Origin of the sequence: Devosia sp. (assembly GCF_034675085.1) — a bacterium.
Lineage (GTDB): Bacteria > Pseudomonadota > Alphaproteobacteria > Rhizobiales > Devosiaceae > Devosia.
Window position 1 is genome coordinate 1 of record NZ_JAUCDN010000278.1, and the last position, 4,260, is coordinate 4,260.

Annotated in this window: 4 protein-coding genes; 1 reads left to right on the top strand and 3 read right to left on the bottom strand. The window is 64.5% G+C overall.

The window, feature by feature from the left end:
* The 3 genes from bcsA to VDP82_RS14610 all read right to left on the bottom strand — a co-directional run.
* Positions 1-1,717: UDP-forming cellulose synthase catalytic subunit (gene bcsA / locus VDP82_RS14600; RefSeq protein WP_323015568.1), on the bottom strand; the 1,717-nt coding region annotated here is incomplete at its 3' end.
* A 27-nt stretch (positions 1,718-1,744) separates the two neighbouring features.
* On the bottom strand, positions 1,745-2,656 hold the full coding sequence (bcsN, locus tag VDP82_RS14605) for a cellulose biosynthesis protein BcsN (RefSeq protein ID WP_323015569.1): 912 nt from the start codon (positions 2,654-2,656) through the stop codon (positions 1,745-1,747).
* 279 nt (positions 2,657-2,935) lie between these two features.
* On the bottom strand, positions 2,936-3,304 hold the full coding sequence (locus VDP82_RS14610) for a PaaI family thioesterase (protein ID WP_323015570.1): 369 nt from the start codon (positions 3,302-3,304) through the stop codon (positions 2,936-2,938).
* Positions 3,305-3,512: 208 nt separating this feature from the next.
* On the opposite strand from VDP82_RS14610, the gene VDP82_RS14615 reads away from it, so the two are divergent.
* Positions 3,513-4,260 (top strand): hypothetical protein (locus VDP82_RS14615; RefSeq protein WP_323015571.1); only part of this gene is annotated, 748 nt, incomplete at its 3' end.

The following is a 4,260-nucleotide window of genomic DNA, read 5'->3' on the forward strand; positions in this document are numbered from 1 at the left end:
GGCGGCTGGAACGGGATTCGCGTCGCTCGGAGACCACGCCCAGCGCACAGCCGGCCAGGATAAGATTGAGGATGTTCCAGCCGCCCACCACCATGGTGACTTCCGCCCGATAAGGCTCGGCCCCGATCTTGTAGAGGGTCATGGCCAGCGCCGCGATCAGCAGCAGGAAGATGAGATAGAAGGGGCGCGATAGTTCGGAGAGACGCGACTTGTCCACGCTCTCGTCCTTGGCCGTCACCTTGAAGGCGGGCTTGCTGGGATTGCGCAGCACCGAGAGCAGCGCGCCGAACAGGTGCACCGACTGGATATATTCGTAAAGCTCGGAAATCCACGGCCAGCGCCAGCGCCCGAAAAGCGAATTCTGCATCACCAGGTTCACCACCACATAGGTGAGCGTATAGGCGGCGAATTCCCCGCCCGAGGCGGTAAAGATTTGCAGATCAAAGAATAGGTAGCAGAAGGGCGCGAAGAGAAAGATCAGGCGCGGCAACGGAAAGAGCCAGAACAGCGTGCTGGAAAGGTAGCTGAGGCGCTGGGTGAGCCGCAGGCCCGGCTTGAACAGGGGAAAGTTGAACAGCATGATCTGCATCATGCCCTGGGCCCAGCGGGTGCGCTGGCCGATGAAGCTGGCAAAGGTGGCCGGCTGCAACCCGGCCACGAGCGGCCTGTCGACATAGATGCTGTTCCAGCCACGGCTGTGCAACTGCAACGCGGTTTCGCAATCTTCGGTGATGCTGCGGCCGGAAAAGCCATTGGTGGTTTCCAGCGCCTCGCGGCGCAGCAGCGCCGCCGAACCGCAGAAGAAGGCCGCGTTCCAGCGGTCGAGCCCGCGCTGGATGACGCCATAGAACATTTCGTTTTCCGAGGGCATTTCCTCGAAGGTGCGCAGATTGCGCTCCAAGGGATCGGGATTGAGGAAGAAATGCGGCGTCTGGACCAGGAACAGGCGCGTGTCGCGGGCAAAAAAGGGCACGGTTTCCTGAAGAAAATCGCGCGCCGGGGCATGGTCGGCGTCAAAGACCGCGACGAATTCGCCCGATGAATGGGCCAGACCGTTATTGAGATTGCCGGCCTTGGCAAATTCATTGGCGGCGCGGGTCAGATAGCGGCAATCGAGCTCGTCGCAGAGCCTTTGCAGCAATTCATGGCGCTCCTGGGCGGCGGCAGCCAGATCGGGATTGGGATCGTCGCGCTTGGCCTGGGTGGCGCCATCGTCCAACAGCCAGACGGTGAAGCGATCAGCGGGGTAGTCCATAGCCTTGGCGGCGGCAAGGGTGCCGGCCAGCAGATCATAATCCTCATTATAGGAAGGGATGAAGACGTCCACGCTGGGCACGGGGTCGTCCTTGGCCAGGCGTACGGAGGGGCGCGAAGGCATGGGATGGACGACGACGAAGACACTGAGGAACAGCATCAGAATACAGTACATCTCGGCGAGATAGAGGATCAGGCCGGGAATGAAGTCAGCGAGCTGGTACACCGGCGGCAGGGTGCTGGTGGTGCGCCAGAAGGCGTAGCGCAGCACGATGACGGTGCCGAAGGTCAGGAGCAAGAGGCGCCAGTTCTCCCCCAGGCGCAGGAGCTTGATGGCCGCCATGGCCAGGATGAGCACTCCGGCGGTGACCAGATGCACCTGAAGGCTCACCGGCAGCGTGATCACGACGAACATCGCCGCCGCGACCACCAACCAGACCAGGATCGTAAAGGCTTTCGTCATGTCGCAATATTGCCGGTTCTGGAAGGATCAGACGCCATTGGAAGGCGGCCGCGGGACACTCGGCCCGCTGGCGGGACCGGTGGATGGAGAAGGAACTATCGGGCCCGCACCCCCCGCGCCCGGCGAAGGCACGATGGGCGCTCCCGCCGGAACCACGGGCAAAGCGGGCCGGGCGGGCGCGGCCGGGCGGCTGGCCGCAGGCCGGACCGGCGCACCGGTCTCGATGACCTCGGCAAAGCCTTCCACCCCGAGGGGACGGATGGGCGCGCCGCGCCCGATGCGGTGGGTAACCTTGCCCGGCGGGAAGACCACGGTGTTGAGCCGCAGATTATACATGATCTCGAGCAGCCGCTCTTCGGTGGTGTTCTGCCGGCACATCTGCAAGCGCACCACGATGGTGCCGCGATCGACCATGCCCGAGGGCTTGAGGGTGGGATCGATCCGCTGCCAGGCATAGATGCAGGTATCGCCATTGGCCGGCTTGGCGATGGCATAGCCGAAGGCGCCATAATCGTTCTGGACGTAATAGGGGGAAACCGCCATGCCGCTGCCCGGCCAGGCGGCCAGCGCCTCCTCGGTGAGGTTCACATGGGTGAAGGGCACATCCACCAGCCGTGCATCGCTGCCATCGCCCCCCTTGTCGGTGAAGCGGATGACGGAAATCTTGTTTTCGCCCACGGAGCGGGCCGTGGTTTCGAGCCAGATGTCCTGCTTGACCGCATTGGGGTAGTCGGTGGTCACCACCTTGAAGATGGCCGGCCCGCCGGGAGGGGGCAGCACCACGGATTCGCTAGGGGTAACGATATGGGCTTCCCGGGTCACGCCGGTGCGGTTGGAGGCGCATCCGCTGACCAGAAGGCTCACCAATCCGACGAGCAGGACGCCGCGCAACAGGGATTGGCGATAACGGGCCGATGACAGGGAGGCCACTGTGCTCATACCGCAAACTCACACTCGAACCATTGCCGCCGGCAGCCCCCAGCGCCCGGCAACTGCCTGCCATATCTAAATATTTATAGTTAATCCCCGATTAATCCGGGCATGCGGAAACCTCCCCCGCCCGATCATGCGCCTCGCGGGCATGACCGAGCGGCGGATACCAAGGCGCTTCCGTGACGTATTTTCAACGCCCAGCGCCAATTGATGGGCTGGGCTCGGGGATCTACAGCGTCGCCGGCAAGATCTTGCCGGCGGCCGGCCCGGCCGGGGCGCGGCGGCTCAAAAGATCGGCTTGAAAAGCCCCGAAGCCTTGGCGACGAGCACCCCGGCCTGATCGCGCACCTCGCTTTCGGCGAAGGCGACATTGCGCCCGGTGCGCAGCACCGTGGCAGTGGCAGCGATGCGGCCATGGCCGGGGCGCAGGAAGCTGACATTCATTTCCATGGTGGCAAAGGACGTCGCCCCTTCGGTTTCGGCCAGCACGGCCTGGCCCATGGTCACGTCGAGCAAGGTCATGAGCAGGCCGCCATGGGCCGCATCGCGAGAATTGGTGAGCGGGGCCACGGCATCGACCTCGAAGCGCGGCTTTTCGCCCGGTGTCTCAACGCGCTCGATGCGGCAGTAATCGAGGAAAGGAATGGCGGGCATGGTCATCTCCCATCAAAGCGTGCGCCATGTGGTTAGCATCGAACCCCTCGCCTGACTCATGCCGATGACGCATAAGCGCCGATACCACGAAACGCTATTCCCGCAGACGGGGCCCCCACCTAGTCTAGCCGGGGTCCGCAGGGGCGAGGTGATGCCCCATCACCGTCTTCCTGCGTCTGCGGGCCAATCACCGTGGAGGAGGAAATTGATGAAACAGGCCGTACATGCGCCCGATCTTATTCCGATATTGCCGCTTTATCCGGTGGCCGTGAAGCATGACGGGCTGGTGTTTCTGTCCGGCGTGCGTCCCGGCACCGCGGGCAAACGCCCATCCGGCTTTGCAGACCTGCCCGAGGCGGGCCAGGCCCGCCGGCAGGGCTATGGCCTGCCCGACAGCGTGGAAGGCGAGGTCACGGCCGATGCCTGGGCGGTGCATTCCTCGCTCGACGCCGTGCTGGCGGCCAGCGGGTCGCGCGACAACCAGATCCTGCGCCAGCATGTGTGGCAGCGGGACAAGCGCTTCTTTCCCTGCTACGAAAAGGCCCGCGCCAGCTTCCAGCCCAAGCCCGCGCCCAGCAGCGGCCTGGGCGTTGGCCAGGTGGTTGGCGGCCCGTTCGACTGGATCGGCATTGACGCCATCGCGGTCGTGCCCGGCGCCCATCCTGGCCGGCCCGAGCGCGAGGTGATGTCAGCGGTCTACGATCCCCGCCTGCCCTCGGCCTCGCATTATTCCCAGGCGGTGGCTTCGGGCGAACTGCTCTTTACCGCCGGCCATATCCCGATCAAGACCACCGAGCCGGGCAAGCCGTTGGTGCAGGGGTTCGACGACGTGCCCGAGGAAGGCCGGTTCCTGGCCACCGGACGCAGCCACCCCGACAGCCGGGACGGCCCGATCGCGGCCCAGACCTGGTTCGTCTATGACGAATTGCGCAAGCTGCTCGCGGCCAATGGCGCCT

Bases quoted from the DNA above. Each gene is read 5' to 3' on its own strand.
- bcsN (WP_323015569.1), bottom strand. From the start codon at position 2,656: ATGAGCACAGTGGCCTCCCTGTCATCGGCCCGTTATCGCCAATCCCTG.
- VDP82_RS14610 (WP_323015570.1), bottom strand. From the start codon at position 3,304: ATGCCCGCCATTCCTTTCCTCGATTACTGCCGCATCGAGCGCGTTGAG.